Origin of the sequence: Rhizobacter sp. J219 (assembly GCF_024700055.1) — a bacterium.
In the GTDB taxonomy this organism is placed as follows: domain Bacteria; phylum Pseudomonadota; class Gammaproteobacteria; order Burkholderiales; family Burkholderiaceae_C; genus Rhizobacter.
In genome coordinates this window covers 783,090-807,100 of sequence record NZ_JAJOND010000001.1, presented here as the reverse complement: position 1 = coordinate 807,100, position 24,011 = coordinate 783,090, and the positions used below count along the sequence as shown (strand labels likewise).

Sequence of the window (24,011 nt, the reverse complement as noted above, 5' to 3'; positions counted from 1 at the left end):
CGCATGAAGGCCCTCGACCGCAAGCTGCTGCGCGACCTGCGCCTCATGTGGAGCCAGGCGCTGACCATCGCGCTGGTGGTGGCCAGCGGCATCGGCGGCTTCATCACCAGCCTCTCGGCGGTGGATTCGCTCGCGCTCGCCCGCGACCGCTTCTACGCGCAGGGGCGCTTTGCCGACGTGTTCGCCACCGTCAAGCGGGCGCCGGCCTCGGCCGCCGAGCTGCTGCGCCAGGTCGACGGCGTGGCCGACGTGCAGACCTCGATCGAGCAGATGGTGCGAGTCGAGATCCCCGAGGTGACCGACCCGATCATCGGCCAGCTGATCGGCCTGGAGGCGCGCAACGCGCAGCGCATGAACCGGGTGCAGGTGAGCCGAGGCCGGCTCCCCGAGGGGACGGGCCTGCGTGCCGACGGCAGCATCGAGGTGCTCGTGTCCGAGGGCTTCGCGCAGGCGCGCAAGCTGAAACCCGGCGACACGCTCACCGCCCAGATCAACGGCCGCCGCCGCACGCTGGCGGTGGTGGGCACGGCGCTGTCACCCGAGTTCATCTTCGCGGGCCTGTGGGGCATGCCCGACCTGCGCGGCTTCGGCGTCTTCTGGCTCGACCGCGAGGTGCTGGCCGCCGCCTACGACATGCACGGCGCCTTCAACCGCGTGGCGGTGAAGCTCGCGCCGCGTGCCTCCGAGCAGGCGGTGGTGGACGCCCTCTCGCGCCTGCTCGCACCCTACGGCGGCCGGCAGGCCCATGGCCGCACCGAGCAGACCTCGCACGCCATGCTCGACAACGAGATCAAGGAGCAGCGCGTGCTCGGCACGGTGCTGCCGGCGATCTTCCTTGCGGTGGCGGCCTTTCTGCTCAACGTGGTGGTGTCGCGGCTGGTCTCCACGCAACGCGAGCAGATCGCCGCGCTCAAGGCACTCGGCTACCCCAACCGCAGCATCGCCCTGCACTACCTCAAGCTCGTGCTCGTGATCGTGCTGCTCGGGCTCGCGCTGGGCGTGCTGCTGGGCGACCGGCTGGGCACGATGTTCACCGGCCTGTACACCGAGTTCTTCCACTTTCCGAGCTTCGAGCATCGCATCGCGCCGTGGCTGCTGGTGGTGAGCATCGGCATCACGGTCACCACGGCGGTGCTGGGCACGCTCAACGCCATCCTCGCCACCGTGCGCCTGGCGCCGGCCGAGGCCATGCGCCCGCCCGCACCCGGCCACTACCGCGCCACGCTGATGGAGCGCCTGGGCATCCAGGCCATGAGCCCAGCCGTGCGGATGATCGTGCGCAACATGGAGCGCCGCCCGCTGCGCACCGGCCTGTCGATCGGCGGCGTGGCGGCGGCGGTGGCCATCGTGGTGATGGGTAATTTCTTCCGCGATGCGATCGAGGTCATCGTCGACACCCAGTTCAATCTCGGCCTGCGCGGCGACGTGACGGTGTGGACGCCCGAGCCGGTCGACGACGCCGTGCGCCTGGAGCTGGCCCGTCTGCCGGGCGTGACCGCCGTCGAGACGTCGCGCTTCGTGGTGGTGGAGTTCGTCAACGGCCACCGGCGCGAGCGCAGCATGATCCGCGGCTACGCGCCGCGCCCCGACCTCTACCGCATCATCGACGTCGGCGGGCGCGAGGCCCTGCTTGACGGGCGCGGCCTGCTGCTCACCGACCGCCTCGCCGACAAGCTCGGCCTGCGCGTGGGCGACACCGTGCGGGTGGAGGTGATCGAAGGCCGCGAACGCACGGTCGACCTGGTGCTGGCCGGCACGGTGCGCGAAATGATGGGCCTGAACGCCTACATGGACCGCCCCTCGCTCAACCGCGTGCTCGGCGAAGGCGATCTGTCCACCGGCTTCGTGCTGGCCATCGAGCGCGGCACCGAACGCCAGGTGCTGGAAGCGAGCAAGAGTCTGCCGCGCATCGCCGGCGCGTGGAGCAAGGCCACCATGCTCGCCAACATGCAGGAGATCAGCGCGCGCAACGTGCGCATCATGAGCACCATCCTCACCATGTTCGCGAGCGTGATCGCGGTGGGCGTGGTCTACAACAACGCCCGCATCGCGCTCGCCGAGCGCGCCTGGGAAATGGCCAGCCTGCGCGTGCTCGGCTTCACGCGCGCCGAGGTCTCGGGCCTGCTGCTGGGCGAGCTGACGCTGGTGATCGCGATCGCGCTGCCGCTGGGCATGGCGCTCGGCTGGGGCCTGGTGCACGCGGTGGTCGACCTGCTGAAGTCAGACCAGTTTTTCTTTCCGGTGGTGATCCGTGCGCGCACCTACGCCTGGGCGGCGCTGTGCGTGGTGGCTGCCGGCATCGCCAGCGCGCTCGTGGTGCGCCGGCGCATCGACCGGCTCGACATGGTGTCGGCCTTGAAGACGAGGGAGTGAGCGATGAAGCGTTCCACATGGGTGGCGGCCGGGGTGGCCAGTGTGGCGGTGGTCGGTCTGCTGGCCTGGGCCTTTGCGCCACGGCCGGTCGAGGTGGAAGTCGCGACGGCCACGCAGGCACCGTTTCGCACGACGATCGACGAAGACGGCAAGACCCGTGTACGCGACCGCTACGTGGTCTCGGCGCCGCTGGCGGGCCAGTTGCTGCGCATGGGCCTGCGCGAGGGCGACCGGGTGGAGGCCGGCGCGGTGGTGGCGCAGATCGTGCCCACGCTGTCGCCCATGCTCGACGAGCGCACGCTGCGCGACCTGCAGGCGCGCCTGGGCATCGCGCAGGCGCAGGTGGAGCGGGTGAAGGCGCGCGTTGAGGGCGCACGCATCGGGTTGGAGCAGGCGCGCAGCGAGGCCACCCGCACCGAGCAGCTCGCGTCGCAGGGCTTCGTCTCGCTCACCAAGCTGGAGGTCACGCGCCTGTCGGCCGAAGCGGCGCAGAAGGAGCTGGAGGCCGCGACGCAAGAGCGCCACGTGGCGAACCACGAGGTGGAGCAGGCACGCAACGCGCTCGCCGCGGTGCGCAGCCCGCAGCAGTCCGGGCGTGGCTTCGCGCTGCGTGCGCCGGTGGCCGGCCGGGTGCTGCGCGTGGCCCAGGTCAGCGAGACGGTGGTGCCGCTCGGCACCCCTTTGCTGGAGCTGGGCGACACCGCCCGCCAGGAGATCGTGGCCGAGCTGCTGACCACCGATGCGCTGCGCGTGCAGCCGGGCGCCGCCGTGCTCGTCGAGCGCTGGGGCGGCACGGGCAGCCTCCAAGGCCAGGTGCGGCTCATCGAGCCGGCCGGCTTCACCAAGGTCTCGGCGCTGGGCGTGGAAGAGCAGCGCGTGCGGGTGCTGATCGACATCACCAGCCCGCCCGCGCAATGGGCGGCCCTCGGTGACGGCTATCGCGTGGGCGTGCGGGTGGTGACGCTCTCTCTCGACCAGGCGGTGCAGGTGCCGGTGAGCGCGGTGTTCCCGCTGCCCGCGGGTGACGGCAACGGCGACGTGGCGTTCGGAGTGTTTCGCCTCGACGGAGGCCGTGCCCGCCTGACGCCGGTGAAGATCGGCGCGCGCAACGGCAGCCACGCCTGGGTGCAGCAGGGGCTGCCGGTGGGTGCGACGGTGATCGTCTACCCACCCACCGCCGTGCGCGACGGCCTGCGCGTCAAGCCGCGGGCGGTGTGACCGGCTCGGTGCTCGCCGCGTTGCCGCGCAGCCGGGCGATCAGGTCGGCCACCACCGCCTTGTCGGGCGGCGCCAACAGGCTCGCCCGCAGGCGCTGGTTGCGTTCGAGTTCGCGCATGCGCCATTCCAACTCGCCCACGAGCGTGGTGATCTCGGCGTAGACGCTCGGGGCCTGCAGCGCCGCCATGTCGCGCAGCAGTTGCTCGGCGTTGTGGGCATCGAGCCCGGTGCTCGCAAACGAGGCCTGGATCCTGAGCGTGCGCTGCAGGCCGGACTCGAGCACGCTGCGCAGGGCGGGTGCGGCTTCGGCGATGCGCTCGTCGATCCACGGGCGCGCTTGCGCGAAGCGGCCGAGCGTGCCGGCCAGCCTCACGATGCGCGGCACGGCCTCGGCCAGCGGCTCGGCCGACGACAGCTCCACCGGTTCGTCCGGCGCGGCACGCGCCGCCGACGACACCGCATCGAGCAGCGCGGGGCTGAACTCGCCGGGCACCAGCCGGTGCGCCATGCGGGCCCGCGCCAGCGGCGAGCTGCCCGACTCCACCAGTGCCATCAGCCACTCGGCGGCCGCGATGATCTGCCCGTCGAGCGTGAACTCGTCGCCGCTCACGTTGCGCGGGTAGCCGAATCCGTCGAGCCGCTCGTGGTGCAGCAGCACCGCGTTGGCCACCACCTCGCCGGCACCGGCCAGGCGCTGCAGCACATCGTGCCCCACCAGCGGGTGCGTCACGATGTGGCGCCACTTGCTCGTCTCCAGGCGCGTGCCTTTCTGCATGAAGGCCGGGTCGATGTAGAGCTCGCCCACGTCGTGCACCAGGCCAGCGATGGCCAGGCGCTGGTGCTGGTCGATCTGCGAAGGCAGCAGTCGGCGCGCGAGCGCCAACGCGATCATGGCCACGCCCACGGTGTGTTCCATGCGGCCGTCGTGGCACTGGGTGTAGACGGTGAAGAGCGACTCCAGCGGCACCGACAGCTTGAGCGCCGCGAGCGACGCCGGCACCCCGCGCGCACGCTCCGACGCACACAGCGCCCGCAGCAGCGGGTGCTTCTGCATCAGCAACAGGGCCACCGCTTCGATCTGCAGCGAGGTCGAGCCCGCGTCGACCTGCATGCAGTCTTCCAGGGGCTTGCGCAACTTGTGCGCCAGCAGCCGCTCGCGCACCGAATCGTCGATGCGCGCGCCCTTGGCGATGAGCTTCATGCCGTTGCTGGCGAGGATGTCTTCGCTGGCCGACACCTGGTGCGAACGCCCGGTGGCCACCACGTGGTTGAGGAAGTGCGGGTTGACGGCTTCGGTCGGTTGCGCAGTCATCGTGAGCTTTCAAAGACCGGGTCGGGCTCGCTCTGCCCCGGGGCCGGGTGCTCGCCTTCACAGAAAACCCTGTTGCGGCCACGCCGCTTGGCCTCGTAGAGGGCCGCATCGGCGCGCCGCAGCAGGGCCTCGCCATTGTGCTCACCCTCGGCCGACATCGCCACGTCGATGCTCACGGTAGTGTGGAAAACCTCTCCATCGAGGTCGATCGGTGCACGCAAGGTCTCCACCAGCTTGTCGGCCAGCGCCCGGGCGGCGGTGAACGGACATGCCGGCACTGTCTGGTGCGCGCCAGGCTGCTCGCTTGACGGGGATCAAGTGCACGGGGCCTTCGGGTGGCACAACTGCGCACACGCCGTGCCGGGGCAGGAGCCGCCGCGCGTTTGCGCTGCATCAAGGCCCCGGCGCATGGTGGCGCGATCATGGCTGCATCCATTTCACCGAGGGCTTTCACATGATGCTGCAAGGAAAAGTCTGCCTCGTCACGGGTGCTGCCTCCGGCATCGGCCGTGCCATTGCCATTGCCTATGCGCGCGAAGGCGCGAAGGTCGTGGTGTCCGACGTCGACTCGGCCGGCGGTGAAGCGACCGTGGCGCTGCTTCCTGCGGGGTCGGGGGTGTTCGTGCCGGCCGACGTGAGCAACGCCGACGACTGCCGCCGGCTGGTGGAGCGCTGCGTCGCCGTCTACGGCAAGCTCGACGCGGCCTGCAACAACGCCGGCATCGGCGGCGAGCTCGCACCCACCGCCGACTACCCGCTCGACGCCTGGCAGAAGGTCATCGGCACCAACCTGTCGGGCGTATTCCATTGCATGAAGTACGAGATTCCCGAGCTGCTCAAGACGCGCGGCAACGTCGTCAACATCGCCTCCATCCTCGGGGCGGTGGCCTTCGCCAACGCGCCGGCCTACACCGCCGCGAAACACGGCGTGCTGGGCCTCACCCAGGCTGCGGCGCTGGAATACGGTGCCCAGGGCGTGCGCTTCAACGCGGTGGGCCCGGCCTTCATCCGCACGCCGATGATCGCCCCCGTCGACGCCGACCCCGCCGGCCACGAGATGCTCGTCTCGATGCACCCGCTGGGCCGCCTGGGCGAGCCGGCCGAGGTGGCCGAGCTGGTGCTGTGGCTCAGCTCGGAGCGGGCCTCGTTCTGCACCGGCGCCTACTACCCGGTCGACGGGGGTTTTCTCTCGCTAGCCTTGAGCCGCGCCCGCCCGGTGCTCGCGCCGGGCCTGGCAGGCCACGCAGCATTCGGCGGCCGGCTGCGACAGCAGGCGCTGCAGCGAGATGGGCTCGCCGCAATCTGCGCAATCGCCGTAGGTGCCGCTGTCCAGCCGCTGCAACGCGGCTTCGACCCGCCTCAACTCGGCGAGGTCGCGCGATTCTTCGGCGCCGAGCGTCGCCTCGACGCGCCGCTGCTCGGCTTCTTCCTTGCGGTCATGCACCTCGGCTGAGGACGTGCCGCCCTCGCGGCGAGCCATCTCGGCAGCGTGCACCTCGGCCCGCAGGTCGTTCAGGCGGTAGGTGAGCAGGTCACGCAGCGTGTGCAGGTGGGTTTGGGTGTCGACGTGCATGGGGTGTTGTCCTTGGTGTCAGAGATCGAGGTCCACGGTCTCGCGGAATTCGGGCACGGTGCAGGGCCAGCGATGGCGCTCTTCGATGGCCTGGCGCAAGGTGTCGGCCGCCACCGGCTCGCCGTGCGTCACGAAGACACGCTGCGGCGGCGACGGCAAAGCGCCCACCCAGTCGAGCAGCTCGCCCTGGTCGGCGTGGGCAGAGAGCGAATCGATGCAGGCCACCTCGGCGCGCACCGGGATGTGCTGGCCGTGGATCTTCACGGTGCTTGCGCCGGCGACCATCGCCGCGCCGCGCGTGCCGGCGGCCTGGAAGCCGGCGAAGAGGATGCTGTTGCGCGGGTCGGGCGCGAAGGCCTTCAGGTGGTGCAGCACGCGCCCGCCCGAGGCCATGCCGCTGGCCGAGATGATGACCGAGGGCACGCGCAGGTCGTTCAGGCGCTTGGACTCCTCGACCGTGTTGACGATCTTCACGCCGCGGCACATGGCCTCGCACTCCTCGGCGCTGAGGCGGTGTTCGCGGCGGTGCTCCAGGTACAGCCGCGTGGCATCGGCCGCCATCGGACTGTTGAGAAACACCGGCAGCTCGGGAATGCGGTGCTGCTCGCGCAGGAGGTGCAGGGCATAGATCAGCGTCTGCGCGCGGCCCACGGCAAACGCCGGGATCACCACCACACCGCCCCGCGCAGCGGTGCGGTTCACCAACTCGGCGAGCAGGCCGAGCGCGTCGACACCGCCATGCGTGCGGTCGCCGTAGGTCGACTCGACCACCAGCCAGTCGCAGGCGAGCGGCGGCGCCGGTGGCGGCATGACGAGGTCGGTGGCGCGGCCGAGGTCACCCGAGAAGAGGAGGGTCTTGCGGCCCCAGCGCACCTGCAGGCTGGCCGCCCCCAGCAGGTGTCCGGCACGGCGCAGGCTCACGTAAACGCCGGGAATGGGGGTGAACTCCTCATGGAACGGAACGGAACGAAACGCCGACAGCGCCGCGCGTGCATCGTCCTCGGTGTAGAGCGGCAATGCGGGCTGGTGCTTCGAGAAGCCATGACGGTTGGCGTAGTCGGCCTCTTCTTCGAGCAGTCGGCCCGAGTCGGGCAGCAGCAGGCCGCACAGCTCGCGCGTGGGCTCGCTGCAGTACACCGGCCCGCGAAAACCCGCCTGGCGCAGCCGCGGGATGAAGCCGCTGTGGTCGAGGTGGGCATGCGTGAGCACGACGGCGCTCACGCTCGACGGCGGCACGGGGAAGCTGTCCCAGTTGCGCAGGCGCAGCTGCTTCAGGCCCTGGAACAGGCCGCAGTCCACCAGCAGGCGCTGGCCCTGGTGTTCCAGCAGGTACTTGGAGCCGGTGACGGTGCCTGTGCCGCCGAGAAAGGTGAGTTTCAAGTGTGTTCTCCGTGCATGGAAATGGAGGCTAGGCCATCGCCCCGGTGCGCCCTTGACGGGGATCAAGGTTCGACCCGCCACCCGCTTCACTTGGCGGCGCCACGGCCGATACCACCGTGGCGCCGATGTGGCGCAATGCATCTGTCACCGAGAAAACTGCCATGCGCCACAACGGTCCCGTCACCCAGAAAGAACACCGTCTCGACCCTGCGACCCGCCTGGTCTCGACCACCGACCTGAAAGGCCGCATCACCTACTGCAACCCCGCCTTCGTCGACGCGAGCGGGTTCACGCGGGAGGAGCTGCTGGGCAAACCACACAACCTCATCCGCCACCCCGACATGCCCGAGGAAGCTTTCCGCGACCTGTGGGCCACCGTCTCGCAGGGCCGGCCCTGGGCAGCGCTGGTGAAGAACCGGCGCAAGAACGGCGACCACTACTGGGTGCAGGCCAACGTCACGCCACTGATGGAAGGCGACACGCCGGTGGGCTACATGTCGGTGCGCAGCGCCGCGCCGCGCGAGGCCGTCGACGCCGCCGACGCGCTGTACCGCCGCATGCGCGAGGCGCAGGCGAGCGGCGCACCGGGGGTGCGCTTCGATGCCGGCCGCGTGGTGGCGCTCTCGTGGGCGGGGCGCATGGGCACGCTGTGGCGGCGCGTGCGGGCGAACGGCGTCGTTTTCGGCGGCATGGGCCTCGCCCTCGCGGGGTTTGCGCTCGGCACAGCCGCCACTTCGCTGCCAACGTGGGCCGGCGCGCTGGCCACCGCAGCGGCGGGGGGCGTGGCCACGAGCCTGGCCGCACGACACGTGCGCCGGCCGCTGGCCCGGCTGCGCAACGCCGCCCGGCGCATGGCCGCGGGCGACCTGCGCCAGCAGATCGAGGTCGGCGGCTGCGGCATCGTCGGGGAACTGCAGGCCGCGCTCGCGCAGCTCAACGTCAACCTGCAGTCCCTCGTGGGCGATGCGCGCGGCGAGGTGGCCCGCATGCAGCAATCCATCGTCGAGATCGCCGACGGCAACCACGAGCTGTCGTCGCGTACCGAATCGCAGGCCAGCAGCCTTCAACAGACGGCGGCCTCGATGGAAGAGATCACCGGCACCGTGCGGCAAAGCGCCGAATCGGCCCAGCAGGCCACGGCGCTCGCCGAGGCCGCGGCACGCGTCACCGAGAGCAGCCGCGACGCAGTGCAGCGGATGTCAGGCACGATGAAGGGCATCAGCGAATCGTCACGGCGCATCGCCGACATCTCCGGCGTCATCGACAGCATCGCCTTTCAGACCAACCTGCTGGCACTCAACGCCGCGGTGGAAGCGGCCCGCGTGGGCGAACAGGGGCGTGGCTTCGGCGTGGTGGCCGGTGAAGTGCGGGCATTGGCGCAGCGCACGGCCGAGGCGGCGCGCGAGATCCGCGATCTCGTGAACGCCGCCCACGGCCGCATCGACGCCGGCGTGGCCGAAGCGGAGATGGCCGCGGCGACCATCCATGCCACCACCGAAAGCGTGACCCGCGTCACCCGCTTCATGCAGGAGATCAGCCACGGCGCGAAAGAGCAGCTGGCGGGCATCTCGCAGGTCAACGACGCGGTGTTTCACCTGGACGGCATCACCCAGCACAACGCCGCCCTGGTGGAGCAGCTCGCCGCCTCGGCCGAGGCGCTGCGCGACCGGGCGCTGATCGTGGGCGAGTCGGTGCAGGTGTTTCACACCGGCCAGGGTGTGACGCACGCCACGAAGCACCGCACGATCGCTGCGTCGCGCCGAGCGGCTTGACGACGATCAAGCCAGCCGGCCGGCCACGTCAACACACTCGCCGCACATCAGACCAAGAGCGCGCCACGCCGCGCCACACCATCAGGGACACGACGTGCAGCAGCACACCATCCTCATCGTCGACGACAACCCCGAGAACCTCACGGTGCTCGGGGAACTGCTGCGGCGCGACTACCGCGTGCTGGCCGCCACCAACGGCGCCACGGCGCTGGAGCTCGCCCGGCGCAAGCCCCGGCCCGACCTCATCCTGCTCGACGTGATGATGCCGGAGATGAACGGCTACCAGGTGCTGGCCGCCCTGCACGCCTCGCCCGACACGCGCGAGATCCCGATCATCTTCACCACCGCGATGTGCTCGACTGAAGACGAAGAGCACGGGCTTCACCTCGGAGCCGCCGACTACATCACCAAGCCGCTCAGGCCGGCGATCGTGCTGGCGCGCGTGCAGACGCAGCTGGCCATCAAGCGCGCCCGCGACGCGCTCAAGCGCGACAAGGCGAGCCTCGAGAGCGAGGTGCTGCGCCAGATGCAGGAGAACCGGCTGATCCAGGACGTAGCCATGCGCGCGCTGGCGCGGCTGGCTGAGACCCGAGACAACGAAACCGGCAACCACCTGCTGCGCACGCAGGAATACGTGGAGCTGCTGGCGCGCCACCGCGCGGCTGCGGCCGGCGTTTTCAGACGAGCTGAGCGAGCGCAACGTGGCGCTGATCGCGAAATCGGCGCCGCTGCACGACATCGGCAAGGTCGGCATTCCGGACCGCATCCTGCTCAAGCCCGGCAGGCTCACGCCCGACGAGTGGGAGGTCATGAAGACGCACGCCGCACTCGGCGCCGACGCCATCGGCCGTGCGGTGGCCGACATGCGGCAGCCGGCCGGCTTCCTGGTGTATGCGACACAGATCGCGCGCCATCACCATGAGCGATGGGACGGCACGGGCTACCCCGATCGCCTGGCCGGCACCGACATTCCCCTTGCAGCACGCCTGATGGCGATCGCCGACGTATTCGATGCGCTCATCTCGCAGCGCAGCTACAAGGCCGCGCTGCCGGCGGCGCAGGCGCGCGAGATCATGGCCGCCGAGCGCGGCCGGCACTTCGACCCCGAGCTGCTCGACGTCTTCCTCGAAGCCTTCGACGAGTTCTGCGAGATCGCGCGCCGTCGACCCGACGAGGCAGCGGCTACCGCGCCCGCGAGCGACGCGACCGGGCGCTCGATGGTGCGCACCGCATGACGCACGCGAGTGCGCCCGCGGCGCGCCGGCGCTCGGCGGTGCGGCTTTCCATCGGCTACGCCGTGGTGGCCGCGCTGTGGATCGGCGGCTCCGACTGGCTGCTGGCCACGCTGGTCGATGACGTCGGCACCTTGTCGATGCTGTCGGCCGCGAAAGGCTGGGTGTTCGTGGCCACCACGGCCCTGCTGCTGCACGTGGTGCTGCAGAAGTACGTCTCGGCGCGCAACGAGCGTGACCGGCAACGGCATGCGCTGGAAATCCTGCGCGCCGCATCCGAGAAGCCCGAAGCCGGGCAAGGCCCGGGGCATGAGCACCCGCCTGCCGATGAGCGCGAGCCTCCCCTGGACGAAGAGCCGGACCTCGAGCGCGAAGCGCTGTACCGCTCGATCGTCTCGGCGCTCGACGAAGGCATCATGGTGTTCGGCCTCGATGGCCGGCTCACGGCCTGCAACCCGCGCGCCGAACGCTTCTTCGGCCTGACGCTGGCCGAGATGCAGCACAAACACACGATCGCGCACTGGTCGCCGATGCGCAGCGACGGCTCGCCGATGCTGGTGGGTGAGCTGCCCCTGTGCCGCACGCTCGCCACCGGCCTGCCCTGCCACGACGTGCTGGTGGGTGTCACCCCGCCCGGCGGCACGCTGCGCTGGCTGACGGTGAACGCCGAACCGGTGTGCGACGGGCCGTCTGGCAAGATGACGTCGGTGGTGACCTCGTTCAGCGACATCACCGAACGCCACCTCGCCGAGGAGCAGCTGCGCAAGCTGTCGATGGCGGTCGAGCAGTGCCCCATCGGCATCACCATCCGCGACACACGCGGCCGCATCGAATACGTCAACGAGGCGTTCACGCGCATCAGCGGCCACAGCCGCGAGGTGGTGACCGGCCTGCACATCAACCTGCTGCAGCTCGGCCGCACGCCGGCAGCCCGCGGCGACGAGCTGGACGCCGCGCTGGAGCGCGGCGAGACATGGCGCGGCGAATTCAGCAACGTGCGCGCCGACGGCGAGCCCTATGACGAGTTTGTCCACGTGACGCCGATCCGCCAACCCGACGGGCGCATCACCCACTACCTGTGCATCAGCGAAGACGTGACCGAGCGCAAGCGCATGAGCGCTGAACTCGACCGCCACCGGCACAGCCTTCAAGACCTGGTGAACGAGCGCACCCGCCAGCTCAAGGAACTCAACCAGGCGCTGATCGAAAGCCTGGACGCCGTGCGCCTGACCGAGCTTCGCCTGCAGGAGGCCAACGCCGAGATGGTGCTGTCGCGCGACCGGGCCGAAGCAGCCAACCGGGCCAAGAGTGCCTTCCTGGCCAACATGAGCCACGAGATCCGCACGCCCATGAACGCGATCATCGGGCTCACCTACCTGTTGCGGCGGGACGCCGGCACGCCCGTCGAAGTCGACCGCCTCGACAAGGTGGCCGGCGCCGCCAACCACCTGCTGCAGGTGATCGATGACGTGCTCGACCTCTCGAAGATCGAAGCCGGCAAGCTCGAACTGGAGCGCGCCGATTTTTCGTTGCGCTCGGTGCTGCAGGCGAGCCGCACGCTGGTGGCCGACCGCGCCGAGGCGAAGGGGCTCGAATTGCAGGTGGAAATCGATCGCGTGCCCGACGCCTTGAACGGGGACGCGACCCGCCTGTCGCAGGCCCTGCTCAACCTGCTCAGCAACGCGGTGAAGTTCACCGAGAAAGGCCGCGTCGTGCTGCGCGTCGAGCTGATCGAGCAGCGCAGCGACAGCGTGCGGGTGCGCTTTTGCGTGAGCGACACCGGCATCGGCATCGCGGCCGACAAGCTCGACCAGCTGTTTGCCGCCTTCGTGCAGGCCGACACCTCCACGACCCGTCGCTTCGGTGGCACCGGTCTGGGCCTGGCCATCACACAGCGGCTGGCCGCCAAGATGGGCGGCGACGTGGGCGTCGCGAGCCAGCCCGGCGTGGGCAGCGAGTTCTGGTTGACCGCCCAGTTTGCGCTGGGCAACGCCGTGGCCGCCGCTCCGCCCGAGCCGACGTCGGATGCGCAGGCGATCCGCCGCCAGCACGCCGGCGCCTGCGTGCTGCTGGCCGAAGACAACCCAATCAACCAGGAAGTGGCGCTCGAGCTGCTGCACTCTGCTGGCCTGCGGGTGGACGTGGTCGCCAATGGCGTCGAGGCGATCGAGCACCTGGAGCGACAGCACTACGACCTGGTCCTGATGGACATGCAGATGCCGCACATGGATGGGCTGGAGGCGACCCGGCGCATCCGCAGGATGCCCGGCCACGCCCACGTTCCCATCCTCGCCGTCACGGCCAACGTGTTCGACGAAGACCTGATGGCCTGCCTGAGCGCGGGCATGAACGGCCGCGTGGCCAAACCGGTCGTGCCCTCGAATCTGTACGCCGCGCTGAACGCCTGGCTGCCAGTGCGCACGCCGGCGGGCGATGGCCGTGATAGCGATTCGATGCCCGTGGCCGCCCCGGCCTCTCTGGACATCCCCGGGCTGGACTGCGAAGGCGCGCTGGCGCGGGTCAACGGCAAGCTCGGCACCTACCTGCGCGTGCTGAAGCAGTTTTGCCGGCACCACGGCGTGCGCTTCATCGACGACGCGGGCGACGATCTTGGTGCGCTCGCGCAAGCAGCGCACGCGCTCAAGGGCGCTGCCGCGTCGATCGGCGCCACCGAGCTGATGCACCAGGCCGACCAGCTTCAGCGTGCAGCGGCACACGGAGCTCCGGCCGACGACATCGTGGCGGCCAAGAGACAGGTGACACAACAGCTGGGCACGCTGCTCACCGCCATCACCGCCAGCCTCGATCGCCCGGCGCCTCCGGGAGCGAATACCGCGGCACACGAGGTGCGCGACGTGAGCGACACCGAACTCGACGAGTTGGCTGCCCTGCTGGACAGCGCCAACTTCGACTCGGTTGCGCGCTTCGCGGACCTGTCAGCCGCGCTCGAAGCCAGGCTCGGCCCAGGCGTTCAGGACATCGACGACGCCCTGCAGCGGTTCGACTTCAACGCCGCCGGCGAAGCGCTGCGCAGCCTGCGCGTGCTCGTCTCTTGAGACACGCGGCCCGCCCAGCCCGTGGATGGGCGCTCTCCGCGAGCTTGAATGCGCATTCCTTGCGCCCGATCAAGGGTCCGGGCGCACGGCGATCTACCTTCGGGGAGTCACCCTCCCTGCCCTTCAAAGGACCCTCGCCATGAACATCCTGCTTGCAATCGACGACAGTCCCGACAGCCGGCACATGCTGGCCTGGCTCGGTGCCCGTCCGGAATGGCTGACCCCGTCACAGCACTACGCCGTCGTGCACGTGCAAACGCCCTTGCCCAACGGACTGCAGGTGCTGCTCGACCCGGCCCAGATCGAGATCCGCCGCGCGGCAGAGGCGAGCAGCGTGTTCCGCTCGGTGCGCACGTTTCTCGAACACCACGGCATCCACGCCGAGTACCTGCATCCGGAAGGAAATGCGAGCGCCGTCATCGTCGAGCAGGCGGCCCGCATGAAGGCCGACCTGATCGTCATGGGGTCGCGGGGGCATGGCGCCATGGGCCAGTGGTTGCTGGGCTCGGTGGTGTCGCGCGTGCTGGCGACATCGAGCGTGCCGGTGCTGGTGGTGCCACCGCCCGGGCGCAGTGCGACGGCTCCTCAGTAGAAGTCGCCGCCCCCGCTACCCGGGGCCATGTTCTCGAACTTCGTCAGCGACTTCAGGGACGCTAGCTTCATCGCGCGTGTCGGGCCGTCCATCTTGTTCGCTCTGCGGTTTCCAGGGACTGGCAATGGCGATGTTTCAGGGCGGATCAAACCGGTGCATGCAGGTGTGGCGGATTTCCGCTTGTATCGCCGCCAATCGCGGTCCAAGATCACTTGGAAGCCTGCTTGGGCGCATCTGCTGGAGTGCCCGGAGTCGCCGCCACCAGACCTCGCCGGAGTACATCCTGCAGTGCCTGCCGTCGCTGCGTGCTTCCCACCTGCTCGGCGTCGTAGCAGTCAGGCGCAGCGTCCGACGCGTTCTGCATGCACAGTCCGGCCAGGGAGACCCGGCCTTCGGCGAACGGCATCTCGGCGGCAAACGAAACCGAGCTTGTGATTTCACGCCGCACAACCGTGAATGTCCCACGCACGACGTAGTGCGCGCCCATCCAAACAGCCTCGGTGATGCGCGGCGAGCCGAAGACGTACCTGACGTTTGGCCAGAGTTGCGACCAATGGAGCAGCCCCAAGTCGACAATCTGCGCCAATTCATCAACGTGTGGATTGGGCAGCGACGGCCCAGAGCGGGATGGAGCGGCTGGGAGCGCCCAGGCACTGCCGCTCGAGACATCGTTGAGGAGGTGCCTCATGGTGCTGGAGATCGGAAATCTGTAGAGCGAGCCCTGCCCTGGCGGCTTGGCTGACGCGAAGATCACCCTGCCTTCGCTGCCCCAGCTCAGCGAGATCTCGCGGCGTCCGCCGCAGTCATGACTGGAAGACAGCATCGCCTCGACGAAGCGCAAAGTTTGCACTTCGGATTTCTCGACGGCCAACTCTCCGCGACAGTCGGTGTCGGCGTAAAACACGACAGCGCGCAGTTGCTGGTCGTCAGCGCGCCGGATGTTGATCTCCACATCGCGTGGCCGCATCCCATCAAAGCGCACGGACCCGCGCCAGTTGCCGACCAACACATCGCTCGCGGACTCCTGCTGTCGCGTCGCGCAGCCGCACAAGGCAAAGCCAAGCCCTAGCACTAGAGCCAGAACGACCTTCACGTGAACTCCCTTTGTTCGCTGTCATCACAGCCTCGAAACGGGCTTGGTTGTGAGCATGCAGCTCGGTGGACTCTAACGTGCAAAAGACGCGAGCACCAGCCAGTGCGGGCAAAAATACGATTCATGGCATGGTCTCTCATCGACGCCTGAATGGCGAAATGACGCTGGCACCGTTCGACAGCGGCCACGAGCAGAAGCTGCTCGCGCAGCGGTGACACTCACCTTCCAGGAGGTCTCATGACCCTGCACGCCACTTGTCCCACAAGCAAGCGTCTGTGCTTGAGAGGATGTGTGACGCGAGAAACTCGATTCACAAGGGAATTTCGAGTGGGCCGGGCATCGCGGCAGCCCGGGATACGCGCCATTTGATGACGCAGATGGATGGTGCCAAGGTAACCGGGCTACGTCGAACTAGTAGAAATCGCCGCCGCCGCTGCCGGGCGCCATGTTCTCAAACTTCGTCAGCGGCTTCAGGAACGCCAGCTTCACCGTGCCGGTGGGGCCGTTACGCTGTTTGCCGATGATGATCTCGGCCACGCCCGGCTCCTTGGACGGCGTCGGGCCGTCGATCTTGTTGTAGTAGTCGTCGCGGTAGATGAACATGATCACGTCGGCGTCCTGCTCGATGGCGCCCGACTCGCGCAGGTCGCTCATCATCGGGCGCTTGTCGGTGCGGGTCTCCACGCTGCGGTTGAGCTGCGAGAGCGCGATCACCGGGCAGCGCAGCTCCTTGGCCAGCGACTTGAGGCCGCGCGAGATCTCGCCGATCACGGTGGCGCGGTTCTCTTCGCTGCCGCCGCCGCTGCCGCTCATCAGCTGCAGGTAGTCGACCACGATCAGGCCGAGCTGGCCGCATTGGCGGGCCTGGCGGCGAGCCCGCGCCCGCAACTCGCTCGGGCTGAGCGCGGAGCCTTCGTCGATGAAGACGGCGGCCTTGCCGAGTTTCTCGACGGCCTCCGACAAGCGGCCCCACTCGTCGTCCTGCAGCTTGCCGGTGCGCAGGTGCGACTGGTCGATGCGGCCGAGCGAACCCACCATCCGCAAGGCGAGCTGGGCGGCACCCATTTCCATCGAGAACACCACCACCGGCAGGCCTTCGTTCACCGCCACGTTCTCGGCGATGTTGAGCGCGAAAGCGGTCTTGCCCATCGAGGGGCGCGCGGCGAGCACGATGAGGTCACCGGGCTGCAGGCCGGCGGTCATCTTGTCCATGTCGTAGAAGCCGGTGCGCACGCCGGTCACTTCTTCGGCGCCGTTTTCATGCAGCTCGTTCACGCGGTCGATCAGCTGCACCACCAGCGTGTCCATGCTGATGAAGCCCTGGCGCGAGCGCGAGCCCTCCTCGCCGATCTTGAAGATCTTGCTTTCGGCTTCGTCGAGGATCTGCGGCACCGGCCGGCCTTGTGGATTGAACGCGGCAGTGGCGATCTCGTCGCTCGCAGCGACGAGCTTTCGCAGCACCGCGCGCTCGCGCACGATCTCGGCGTAGCGGCGCAGATTGGCCGCGCTCGGCACGCTCTGCGCCAGCGCGTTGAGGTAGACGAGGCCGCCGCAGGCTTCGGCCTTGCCAAGGCTTTGCAGTTGTTCGAAGACGGTGATCACGTCGGCCGGCTTGGCCTGGTTGATCAGGCCGCCAATCGCGCCATAGATCAGCTGGTGCTCATGGCGGTAGAAGTCGCTGTCGGTGAGCAGGTCGCCGGCGCGGTCCCAGGCACTGTTGTCGATCAGGAGGCCGCCGAGCACGCTCTGCTCGGCTTCGATCGAGTGCGGCGGGATGCGCAGGCGTGCGACCTCGTCGTCGCGTGGATCAGCGCCGGCATGATTGGGAAGGTTGAACACCGAAGACATGAATCGTCGATCCTAGGAACTGCAGTGCAAGGCGCATACCCGGGTAATCGAGTTGTGCGCAACCCTGTGGGTATCTCGTGGTCAAGCTGCGGATACCGCGGGAAAACTCAATACCCAATGAAAAAGGGCCGGCAGAGCCGACCCTTCTCTGTGGCGCAGGCAGACCTTAGTCGGTCTCGCCCACCACCACCACCTTGACTTCGACCACCACATCGGTGTGCGGTGCCACGGTCACGGTGTGCTCGCCGACGGTCTTCAGCGGGCCGTTGGGCAGGCGGACCTGCGCCTTGGCGACCTTGAAGTCGATGCGGTTGAGCGCATCGGCGATGTCGTGGTTCGTCACCGAACCGAACAGACGGCCGTCGACGCCGGCCTTCTGCGTGATGTGAACGGTGCGGCCGTTCATCTTCTCGCCCAGCGCTTGAGCGGTGGCCAGCTTTTCAGCGGCAGCCTTCTCGAGACTCGGCGCGGCGGGTTTCGAATTCCTTGATCGCGGCTTCGGTCGCACGGCGTGCGGCGCGGGTCGGGATCAGGAAGTTGCGGGCATAACCATCTTTCACCTTGACGACATCGCCGAGGTTGCCGAGGTTGGCCACTTTTTCGAGCAGGATCACTTGCATGTCATGTGCTCCTTAGACCTTGTGCTGGTCGCTGTACGGCAGCAGGGCCAGGAAGCGAGCGCGCTTGATGCAGGTGGTGAGCTGGCGCTGGAAGAACGCACGCGTGCCGGTCAGGCGGGCGGGCGTGATCTTGCCGTTTTCACCGATGAAGTCGCGCAGGGTGTCGATGTCCTTGTAGTCGATCTCTTCGACGCCGGTCACCGTAAAGCGGCAGAAACGCTTGCGGCGGAACAGCAGGGACTGTTGGTTGCGCTTGGGTTTGCGGTCCTTCGAGAACCGACCTTTACCACGTGGCGGGGGCATATTTCACCTCTCTAGAAATACATTCCGGAACAAACAAGAGCCGGTCACTCGGACTTCAGCTCATCGAATTCGGTCACATGCAGGACGGTGCCTCGGCCGTTGCGCTGGTGGGTCAGAAAACCGGCGAAGGTGCCGGTCGATCCGATCTCCAGCTTCAAGAGGCGCTGGGCGAGATCCCCGATGACCACCGCTCGCATCTCCAGGGAGACCTTGCGGGAGGTGCCGGCTTCCGTGACCTGCGATTCGTGCTTGAGCCCGAAATCACAGGCGGGAAGGCCCGCGGGGGTGTAACGCACTGCGCCTCGCTCCACCAGCTGCGCCGACAGAACCACGCGGTTCATGCCGGCCTCGCCGAAAGGAGCGCCGGGCGCCCGTCGATCAGGCCGAAGCCTCCTGCTGTTGAGGAGCCTTGCGGGCCTCGTCCTTTTCCACCGACTTCATCATCACCGAGGGGCCGGTCTCGGCCTTGCTCTTGACGACGGTCAGGTGACGCAGCACGGCATCGTTGAAGCGGAAGCCGGTTTCCAGCTCGCCGAGCACTTCCTTGCTGCATTCGATGTTGATGCAGAGGTAGTGGGCCTTGGCCAGCTTCTGGATCAGGTAAGCCATCTGGCGACGGCCCCAGTCTTCCACGCGGTGCACCTTGCCACCACCATTGGTGACGATGCCCTTGTAGCGCTCCAGCATGGCCGGAACTTGTTCGCTCTGATCCGGATGGATGAGCAGGATGATTTCGTAATGACGCATAGGACTCCTTCTGGTTTCCAGTGTGGAAGCCACCCCGTAGGCGTCGTGTCGAAAAGCGAAACGCTGGGCAGAATGCCAAGCTGACTGCTCATCAAACCGGGTGTGGCAAGGGAAGCCCGCGATTCTACTCTGAAACAGCCCGCCCGCACGGAGGCTTTTCTACGGGCGGCGCGGGGATCGGATGCGATCGAGGAACTCGTCGGTCACCGCGAGACGGCCGGGGGTCAGCAGGCTCACCACCACCGTGACCACCAAGCTGGCAGCCACCCCGAACACCCCTGCCGAGATCGGCTGGATGCCCATCCACACGTCCACCGGCACCGTGACGTGAAAGATGTCACGCATCCAGGCCTCGTTGCGGACCATGTAGTACAGGGTGACCGACAAGCCGGCCACCATGCCGGCCACGGCACCGGCAGCGGTGGCACGCCTCCAGAACACCCCGAGCACCAGCGCCGCAAACAACGCTGACGCGGCGATCGAGAACGCCGCAGAAACGAGGAAGACGATGTCTGCAGGTTTCTGCGCCGCCACCGCCGCAGCGCTGAGCGCCACCACCAGCAACAGCATTTTCGAGGTGGTGACGCGCCGGCTGCCAGACGCATGAGAGTCGACGACCTTGAAGTACACGTCGTGCGAGAGCGCATTCGAAATGGTCAGCAACAAGCCATCGGCGGTTGACAGCGCAGCGGCGAGCGCACCGGCGGCCACCATGCCCGAGACGACGAAAGGAAGACCGGCGATCTCGGGTGTGGCGAGCACGACCATATCGCTGCCGATGCGGATCTCGCCGAGCTGCAGCACGCCATCGTGGTTGATGTCGCTCACGCTCAAGAGCCCGGCATCGACCTTGGCCCAATTGGCGATCCACCCGGGCAACTGGTCGAACGGTGTGCCCACCAGCACGTTGAACACCTCAAACTTGACCATCACCGCCAGCGCCGGCGCCGAGAGGTAGAGCAGCAGGATGAAAAACAGCGACCAGGTGACCGACTGGCGCGCCGCCCGCACCGAAGGCGTGGTGTAGCTGCGCATCAAGAGGTGCGGCAACGCAGCGGTGCCTAGGGTCAGGCAGAAGACGAGCGCGAGGAAATTGCGCCGCGAGTCCTCGAACGCCCGCTGCTGCTCAACGGTGCCCTTGGGGTCGCCCGCGTAGGCCGTGCCATGTGCCGGCAGCCCGCCCAGAGGTCGTGCACTCGCCTCCGCCGCGGCCTTGGCCTGCGACCAGACGCGCCGGGCAGTCTCGACGTCGCGCGGCAAGGCGAGCAAGGCCTTCTCCGCCGACTGGATGCGCGCCAGCGGCGCGTCTTCGGCACGCAACTGCTGGACCCGCTGACGCGCAAGCTCATGGTCGCGGGCGAGCGTCGCGGGCACGTCCCTGAGCTTCGCGGCGTATTCCTCGGCGCGGGCCTTGTAGAGCGCGATCACCTCCAGCTCCCGTGGGTCGGCGCGCAAGGCCTGTTCGCGCTCGGTCACTTTCTGCAGTTGCTGGCCATAGACCAGCTGCGGAAGCGGGACCCCAGTCTGCTTCATCGACAGCCAGAACACCGGCACGAGGAAGGCGATCACCAGCACGATGTACTGCGCCACCTGCGTCCAGGTCACGGCGCGCATGCCGCCAAGGAATGAGCACACGAGGATGCCGCCCAACCCAAGAAACACGCCGATCTCGAAGCCCACCCCCACCAGATGGCTCGCAATCAGGCCGATGGCGTAGATCTGCGCCACCACATAGGTGAACGAACACAGGATGGTGGCCAGCACGCCCATCAGCCGCGGGCCGTGGCTGCCGTAGCGGGCGCCGAGGAAGTCGGGGATCGTGTACTGCCCGAAGCTGCGCAGATAGGGCGCGAGCAGCAAGGCCACCAGGCAGTAGCCACCGGTCCAGCCCATGATGAACGCGAGGCCCGCATAGCCCTGCAGGTACATGGTGCCAGCCAGGCTGATGAACGAGGCGGCCGACATCCAGTCGGCCGCGGTCGCCATGCCGTTGTAGGCCGACGGCACGCGACGGCCTGCAATGTAGTACTCATCGGCATCCGACGTGCGGCACAGCACGCCGATGCCCGCATAGAGCAGCACGGTCGAGAGCAGGAAGATCGCGCCGATCCACCGGCGCGACATGCCCATCGCCTCCAGCCCGGCAAGCGCCGCGATGAAGAGCAGCAGCCCAAGGACGTAGAGGCCATACACCCGGTTCAGCTGCCGGGTGAAAGCACGCGGGCTCAGGTCATCGGTTGCTGCGGAGGGGCCGGCCATGGCTGGCCATTCTCACGGGGCCGATCCGCAGCGTGCCATCCTCATCAACCCTCGCCGTGGCGTGCTGGTGCGATCAGCGGCGTGCGGCTAGCCTCTTCCAGGTCTCGACCACCGTGTCAGGGTTCAGCGAGATCGACACGATGCCCTCGGCAGCCAGCCAGTCGGCAAAGTCCGCATGGTCGCTCGGCCCTTGGCCGCAGATGCCCACGTACTTGCCGACCGCGCGGCAGGCGGTGATGGCGCGCGAGATCAGCGCCTTGACCGCCGGGTCACGCTCGTCGAAGTCGGCCGCGAGGATCTCCATGCCCGAATCGCGGTCCAGCCCCAGCGTGAGCTGGGTCAGGTCGTTCGAGCCGATCGACATGCCGTCGAAGAACTCGAGGAACTGGTCGGCCAGCACCGCGTTGCTTGGGATCTCGCACATCATGATGATGCGCAGCCCCTCGTGGCCACGCTTCAAGCCCTTCTCGGCCAGCATCTCGGTCACGCGCTTGGCCTGGCCGAGCGTGCGCACGAAGGGCACCATGATCTCGACGTTGGTGAGGCCCATGTCATTGCGCACGCGCTTGAGGGCTTCGCACTCCATCGAGAAGGCATCGCCGAACCCGTCGCTCACATAGCGCGAGGCGCCACGGAAGCCGAGCATCGGGTTTTCTTCTTCCGGTTCGTAGCGCGAACCGCCGATGAGCTTGCGGTACTCGTTGCTCTTGAAGTCGCTCAAGCGCACGATCACCGGCTTGGGCCAGAAGGCCGCAGCAATGGTGGCCACCCCTTCGGTGAGCTTGTCGACATAGAAGGCGCGCGGGGAGGCATGCCCACGCGCTACCGACTCGACCGCCTTCTTCAGATCGATGTCGATGTTGGGATAGTCGAGGATCGCCTTCGGGTGGACGCCGATGTTGTTGTTGATGATGAACTCGAGCCGCGCAAGGCCGACACCGCTGTTGGGCATCTGCGCGAAGTCGAACGCGAGCTGTGGGTTGCCCACGTTCATCATGATCTTGATCGGACAGTACGGCAGCTCGCCGCGGTCGACCTCGGTGATCTCGGTCTCGAGCAGGCCGTCGTAGATGAACCCGGTGTCGCCCTCGGAGCAAGCCACGGTGACGAGCGCGCCGTCTTTCAGGGTGTCGGTCGCATCACCACAGCCGACCACCGCCGGGATGCCCAGCTCGCGGGCAATGATGGCGGCGTGGCAGGTGCGCCCGCCGCGGTTGGTGACGATGGCACTCGCCCGCTTCATCACCGGCTCCCAGTTGGGGTCGGTCATGTCGGTGACGAGCACGTCACCGGGTTGCACCGTGTCCATCTCGGCCAGGCTGTGCACGATGCGCACGGGGCCGGTGCCGATCTTCTGGCCGATGGCGCGGCCTTCCGCCAGCACGGTGCCCGTGCCTTTGAGCTTGTAGCGCTGCTCGGCCTTGCCCGCCTGCTGGCTCTTCACCGTCTCGGGGCGGGCCTGCAGGATGTAGAGCTGGCCGTCCGCGCCGTCCTTGCCCCACTCGATGTCCATCGCACGGCCGTAGTGCTGCTCGATGATGAGGGCGTACTTGGCCAGTTCGGTCACGTCGGCGTCGGTGAGCGAGTAGCGGTTGCGCAGCTCGGTGGCGGTGTCCACCGTCTTCACGAGCTTGCCCGAGGCCTTCTTCTCCTCGGGGGTGGCGAACTCCATCTTGATGAGCTTGGAGCCGAGGTTGCGGCGGATGATGGCCGACTTGTTGTTCTTCAGCGCCGGCTTGTGCACGTAGAACTCGTCGGGGTTCACCGCGCCCTGCACCACCGTCTCGCCCAGTCCGTAGCTGGAGGTGATGAAGACCACGTCCTTGAAGCCGCTCTCGGTGTCGATGGTGAACATGACGCCAGCGGCGCCGAGGTCGGAGCGCACCATGCGCTGCACGCCGGCCGACAGCGCCACGTCGGTGTGGGCGAAGCCCTTGTGCACGCGGTAGCTGATGGCGCGGTCGTTGTAGAGGCTCGCGAACACCTCCTTCATCTTGTGCAGCACGTCGTCGATACCGACGACGTTGAGGAAGGTCTCCTGCTGGCCGGCAAAGCTCGCATCGGGCAGGTCTTCGGCAGTGGCCGAGGAGCGCACGGCGAACGAGGCCGTCGGGTTGCCGGCGGTCAGCTTGGCGAACTCGGTGGTGATCGCTTCCTGCAGGTCGGCCGGGAACGGCGTTTCTTCCACCCAACGACGGATCTCGGCGCCGGCTTCGGCCAGCGCACGCACGTCTTCGGTGTTGAGGGTGTCGAGCCGCTTGTTGATGCGCTCGGCCAGGCCGTTGTGCGCCAGGAAGCGCCGGAAGGCGTTGGCCGTCGTGGCAAAGCCACCGGGCACCCGCACACCCGAGGCGGCCAGCTGACTGATCATTTCGCCGAGGGAGGCGTTCTTGCCGCCAACCGACTCGACGTCGGTCATCCTCAGGTGTTCAAACGGCACGACCAGGGCGGTCGCCAGATTGATGGAAGACATGGGAAAGCTCCGTGATGTTGGTAAACCGGTGCTTCCCAGCGGGGCCGCGAGCCGATCAAGGGCTCAAGCGACGAGGCGACTCGCTGCGTATCGAGTTGTGGTTGGAGTGCAGGCGGTGGCATGCGTGGTGCGACTGGGAAGAGTCTTGAAAGATTCTAGG

18 protein-coding genes and 3 pseudogenes are annotated in these 24,011 nt (G+C 67.9%); 9 read left to right on the top strand and 12 right to left on the bottom strand.

Annotated features, from left to right (window positions below; genetic code table 11):
* The first annotated feature begins 3 nt into the window (after window positions 1-3).
* Window positions 4-2,373 carry an ABC transporter permease gene (locus tag LRS03_RS03695; RefSeq protein ID WP_257823922.1) on the top strand — a complete coding sequence of 790 codons (2,370 nt, stop codon included), beginning with the start codon at window positions 4-6 and terminating at the stop codon, window positions 2,371-2,373.
* Window positions 2,374-2,376: 3 nt separating this feature from the next.
* Entirely contained in the window at window positions 2,377-3,591 is a 1,215-nt protein-coding gene (locus LRS03_RS03690; protein ID WP_257823921.1) for an efflux RND transporter periplasmic adaptor subunit, read from the top strand.
* Here LRS03_RS03690 and LRS03_RS03685 read toward each other — a convergent pair.
* The gene (locus LRS03_RS03685; RefSeq protein ID WP_257823920.1) at window positions 3,572-4,903 is read right to left on the bottom strand and encodes an HD-GYP domain-containing protein; all 1,332 of its coding nucleotides are present in this window, start codon (window positions 4,901-4,903) and stop codon (window positions 3,572-3,574) included. The two genes, LRS03_RS03690 and LRS03_RS03685, sit on opposite strands and share 20 nt — an antisense overlap.
* The gene (locus LRS03_RS03680; protein ID WP_257823919.1) at window positions 4,900-5,181 is read right to left on the bottom strand and encodes a diguanylate cyclase domain-containing protein; all 282 of its coding nucleotides are present in this window, start codon (window positions 5,179-5,181) and stop codon (window positions 4,900-4,902) included. The genes LRS03_RS03685 and LRS03_RS03680 overlap by 4 nt, the downstream gene beginning before the upstream one ends.
* Here LRS03_RS03680 and LRS03_RS03675 point away from each other — a divergent pair.
* Window positions 5,172-6,077: pseudogene (locus LRS03_RS03675) on the top strand (SDR family oxidoreductase); the annotation flags it as partial. The gene LRS03_RS03680 and the pseudogene LRS03_RS03675 sit on opposite strands and share 10 nt — an antisense overlap.
* 18 nt (window positions 6,078-6,095) lie before the next feature.
* Here the strand turns inward: LRS03_RS03675 and LRS03_RS26730 are convergent.
* Together LRS03_RS26730 and LRS03_RS03670 are read right to left on the bottom strand one after the other, a co-directional pair.
* Window positions 6,096-6,383, bottom strand: coding sequence for a TraR/DksA family transcriptional regulator (locus LRS03_RS26730; RefSeq protein WP_374685088.1), 288 nt, complete (start codon window positions 6,381-6,383; stop codon window positions 6,096-6,098).
* 111 nt (window positions 6,384-6,494) lie between these two features.
* A complete protein-coding gene (locus LRS03_RS03670) occupies window positions 6,495-7,856 on the bottom strand; it encodes an MBL fold metallo-hydrolase (protein WP_257823917.1) in 1,362 nt (453 codons plus the stop codon).
* A gap of 161 nt (window positions 7,857-8,017) precedes the next feature.
* On the opposite strand from LRS03_RS03670, the gene LRS03_RS03665 reads away from it, so the two are divergent.
* From LRS03_RS03665 to LRS03_RS03645, 5 genes and pseudogenes are all read left to right on the top strand, one after another.
* On the top strand, window positions 8,018-9,628 hold the full coding sequence (locus LRS03_RS03665) for a methyl-accepting chemotaxis protein (RefSeq protein ID WP_257823916.1): 1,611 nt from the start codon (window positions 8,018-8,020) through the stop codon (window positions 9,626-9,628).
* A gap of 94 nt (window positions 9,629-9,722) precedes the next feature.
* A pseudogene (locus LRS03_RS03660) lies at window positions 9,723-10,013 on the top strand (response regulator); the annotation flags it as partial.
* A gap of 316 nt (window positions 10,014-10,329) precedes the next feature.
* Window positions 10,330-10,863 carry an HD-GYP domain-containing protein gene (locus LRS03_RS03655; RefSeq protein ID WP_257823915.1) on the top strand — a complete coding sequence of 178 codons (534 nt, stop codon included), beginning with the start codon at window positions 10,330-10,332 and terminating at the stop codon, window positions 10,861-10,863.
* The gene (locus LRS03_RS03650; RefSeq protein ID WP_257823914.1) at window positions 10,860-13,916 is read left to right on the top strand and encodes a PAS domain-containing hybrid sensor histidine kinase/response regulator; all 3,057 of its coding nucleotides are present in this window, start codon (window positions 10,860-10,862) and stop codon (window positions 13,914-13,916) included. Before LRS03_RS03655 ends, LRS03_RS03650 begins: the two co-directional genes overlap by 4 nt.
* A 139-nt stretch (window positions 13,917-14,055) precedes the next feature.
* Entirely contained in the window at window positions 14,056-14,508 is a 453-nt protein-coding gene (locus LRS03_RS03645; RefSeq protein ID WP_257823913.1) for a universal stress protein, read from the top strand.
* A 208-nt stretch (window positions 14,509-14,716) separates the two neighbouring features.
* Here the strand turns inward: LRS03_RS03645 and LRS03_RS03640 are convergent, their stop codons facing one another.
* Window positions 14,717-15,601 (bottom strand): hypothetical protein, encoded by an 885-nt coding sequence (locus LRS03_RS03640; RefSeq protein ID WP_257823912.1) that lies wholly within the window; start codon window positions 15,599-15,601, stop codon window positions 14,717-14,719.
* Between the two features lie 77 nt (window positions 15,602-15,678).
* On the opposite strand from LRS03_RS03640, the gene LRS03_RS03635 reads away from it, so the two are divergent.
* Window positions 15,679-15,816, top strand: a complete 138-nt coding sequence (locus LRS03_RS03635) for a hypothetical protein (protein ID WP_257823911.1) — start codon at window positions 15,679-15,681, stop codon at window positions 15,814-15,816.
* A gap of 196 nt (window positions 15,817-16,012) precedes the next feature.
* Here LRS03_RS03635 and dnaB read toward each other — a convergent pair whose 3' ends face one another.
* The 7 genes and pseudogenes from dnaB to ppsA all read right to left on the bottom strand — a co-directional run bounded on the left by dnaB (window position 16,013) and on the right by ppsA (window position 23,851).
* Window positions 16,013-17,449 carry a replicative DNA helicase gene (gene dnaB / locus LRS03_RS03630; RefSeq protein WP_257823910.1) on the bottom strand — a complete coding sequence of 479 codons (1,437 nt, stop codon included), beginning with the start codon at window positions 17,447-17,449 and terminating at the stop codon, window positions 16,013-16,015.
* Between the two features lie 166 nt (window positions 17,450-17,615).
* Window positions 17,616-18,069 (bottom strand): annotated as a pseudogene (gene rplI / locus LRS03_RS03625) (50S ribosomal protein L9).
* Window positions 18,070-18,081: 12 nt separating this feature from the next.
* Window positions 18,082-18,372, bottom strand: a complete 291-nt coding sequence (rpsR, locus tag LRS03_RS03620) for a 30S ribosomal protein S18 (protein WP_201803761.1) — start codon at window positions 18,370-18,372, stop codon at window positions 18,082-18,084.
* Between the two features lie 44 nt (window positions 18,373-18,416).
* Window positions 18,417-18,713, bottom strand: a complete 297-nt coding sequence (gene priB / locus LRS03_RS03615; RefSeq protein ID WP_257823909.1) for a primosomal replication protein N — start codon at window positions 18,711-18,713, stop codon at window positions 18,417-18,419.
* 37 nt (window positions 18,714-18,750) lie between these two features.
* Window positions 18,751-19,119 (bottom strand): 30S ribosomal protein S6, encoded by a 369-nt coding sequence (gene rpsF / locus LRS03_RS03610; RefSeq protein ID WP_257823908.1) that lies wholly within the window; start codon window positions 19,117-19,119, stop codon window positions 18,751-18,753.
* 159 nt (window positions 19,120-19,278) lie between these two features.
* Window positions 19,279-21,378, bottom strand: a complete 2,100-nt coding sequence (locus LRS03_RS03605) for a sodium:solute symporter family protein (RefSeq protein WP_257823907.1) — start codon at window positions 21,376-21,378, stop codon at window positions 19,279-19,281.
* 73 nt (window positions 21,379-21,451) lie between these two features.
* Window positions 21,452-23,851, bottom strand: a complete 2,400-nt coding sequence (gene ppsA / locus LRS03_RS03600; protein ID WP_257823906.1) for a phosphoenolpyruvate synthase — start codon at window positions 23,849-23,851, stop codon at window positions 21,452-21,454.
* Window positions 23,852-24,011: the final 160 nt, after the last annotated feature.

Excerpts from the sequence above, each read along its gene's own strand:
- ppsA (WP_257823906.1), bottom strand. The coding sequence starts at position 23,851 with ATGTCTTCCATCAATCTGGCGACCGCCCTGGTCGTGCCGTTTGAACAC.
- rpsR (WP_201803761.1), bottom strand. The coding sequence starts at position 18,372 with ATGCCCCCGCCACGTGGTAAAGGTCGGTTCTCGAAGGACCGCAAACCC.
- LRS03_RS03645 (WP_257823913.1), top strand. The coding sequence starts at position 14,056 with ATGAACATCCTGCTTGCAATCGACGACAGTCCCGACAGCCGGCACATG.
- LRS03_RS03685 (WP_257823920.1), bottom strand. The coding sequence starts at position 4,903 with ATGACTGCGCAACCGACCGAAGCCGTCAACCCGCACTTCCTCAACCAC.
- dnaB (WP_257823910.1), bottom strand. The coding sequence starts at position 17,449 with ATGTCTTCGGTGTTCAACCTTCCCAATCATGCCGGCGCTGATCCACGC.
- rpsF (WP_257823908.1), bottom strand. The coding sequence starts at position 19,119 with ATGCGTCATTACGAAATCATCCTGCTCATCCATCCGGATCAGAGCGAA.
- LRS03_RS03695 (WP_257823922.1), top strand. The coding sequence starts at position 4 with ATGAAGGCCCTCGACCGCAAGCTGCTGCGCGACCTGCGCCTCATGTGG.
- LRS03_RS26730 (WP_374685088.1), bottom strand. The coding sequence starts at position 6,383 with ATGGCTCGCCGCGAGGGCGGCACGTCCTCAGCCGAGGTGCATGACCGC.
- LRS03_RS03605 (WP_257823907.1), bottom strand. The coding sequence starts at position 21,378 with ATGGCCGGCCCCTCCGCAGCAACCGATGACCTGAGCCCGCGTGCTTTC.
- LRS03_RS03650 (WP_257823914.1), top strand. The coding sequence starts at position 10,860 with ATGACGCACGCGAGTGCGCCCGCGGCGCGCCGGCGCTCGGCGGTGCGG.
- LRS03_RS03665 (WP_257823916.1), top strand. The coding sequence starts at position 8,018 with ATGCGCCACAACGGTCCCGTCACCCAGAAAGAACACCGTCTCGACCCT.
- priB (WP_257823909.1), bottom strand. The coding sequence starts at position 18,713 with ATGAACCGCGTGGTTCTGTCGGCGCAGCTGGTGGAGCGAGGCGCAGTG.
- LRS03_RS03690 (WP_257823921.1), top strand. The coding sequence starts at position 2,377 with ATGAAGCGTTCCACATGGGTGGCGGCCGGGGTGGCCAGTGTGGCGGTG.